Origin of the sequence: Halovenus rubra, assembly GCF_026586665.1 — an archaeon.
GTDB lineage: Archaea > Halobacteriota > Halobacteria > Halobacteriales > Haloarculaceae > Halovenus > Halovenus rubra.
On record NZ_JAODIY010000027.1, the window covers coordinates 1 to 1,251 of the forward strand.

At 59.3% G+C, this 1,251-nt stretch carries 1 protein-coding gene; it reads right to left on the reverse strand.

Going from position 1 to position 1,251, the window contains the following annotated elements:
• The coding region (locus N5098_RS15130; protein ID WP_267638722.1) for an ISH3 family transposase at positions 1-1,176 on the reverse strand (1,176 nt) is incomplete at its 3' end.
• Between the last annotated feature and the right edge of the window lie 75 nt (positions 1,177-1,251).

The window sequence follows — 1,251 nt, forward strand, 5'->3', positions numbered from 1 at the left end:
CGCCCCCCCCGCGGCCGTTGCTTGTGACGCCGGCACACCAACCCCGTTCGCTTTGATCTTCCACCGGCGGCGTAACTCCTCTTCGAGCTCGTGACGAATCCAGTCACAGAACGTCTTGAACGTGAACTCATCGGGCAGGTCGCGCCCGCCCCGCTGCGGGCGGGCGACGACCGCCCACCGCAGCACCAGCCACAGGTTCTCCAACAGTGCCGCGACGAGCATGATCGCAAACCGCACGACGGGATCACGCGTCGTCGTGATCCCGCGTGCTTGCCGCAGTAAGCGATAGGTCGTTTCGATGCCTGACCGCTTCCTGTAGAGGCGTTCAATCTGCTTCGCTGATTGATCAGTAACGCCACACGCGACGTAGCCACGGACGACCTCACCGCTCTTGCCCCGATCACCGTTCTGGTAGGAGACAGCGACCGCGAGCGGGAAGTGGAGTTCCCGCTCGCTGTCCTTGTACATGCGATAGGTCGTCATGTACGACTTGTGGGTGTCGAGTTTGTCCTTCATCCGCTCGCCCTTCTTGGGCACGTGAACGACCGTTGCGGCGATATCACGAGCGCGGCGGATGACGCGCTCGTTGTAGAATCCGCTGTCGGCAAGCAGGAGGTCAATCTCGAAGGGATAGTTCTCGACGCGGGCGAGCACGCGCTCGACCGCGTCAGCCTCATCTTCATCACTGCGGACGTAGGTCATCGCTAGCGTCACCGGCTTTCCGTTGGACACGACGTATGCCGTACAGTAGCGATGGCAGGTTGTTGTCCCATCTTTGGGAGCCATCGAACAGAGTTCGCCTTCGTCGGCGTGGTGATTGCCGTGATAAGGGTTATCGACGAAGTCGATGGAGACGATTCTCGACCGGTCAGGGTCGAGAATCGTCATGGCGAGGCGTCCGAGCAGGAGGTTCGCAACAAACTCGAGCCAATCTCGGTCAAGCGTATGCAACCACGTCAGAACGGTGTCGTCACATGGTGTTCCGTTGGTATCGTTGCAAGTGTCCCAAATCGAGTTCTGGTTGACGCAGGCCAAGATGACGACGAGCCAGATGTCGCCGGGGTCGAGGGGGCTCCCCTCGACGCCCGGCAACGGGAGTGGAGAAATGACTTCTTCCGCTACGTCTTTCACGTCCGACGCCGAAAGGTACCTGTCTGGATCGGGGATCTTGAACACATCCAGATCCAGACACTTTCTGATGGTTAATTCAGCGATTCAATTCCACTGATTACCTTGGTTGGGAAGTACCGA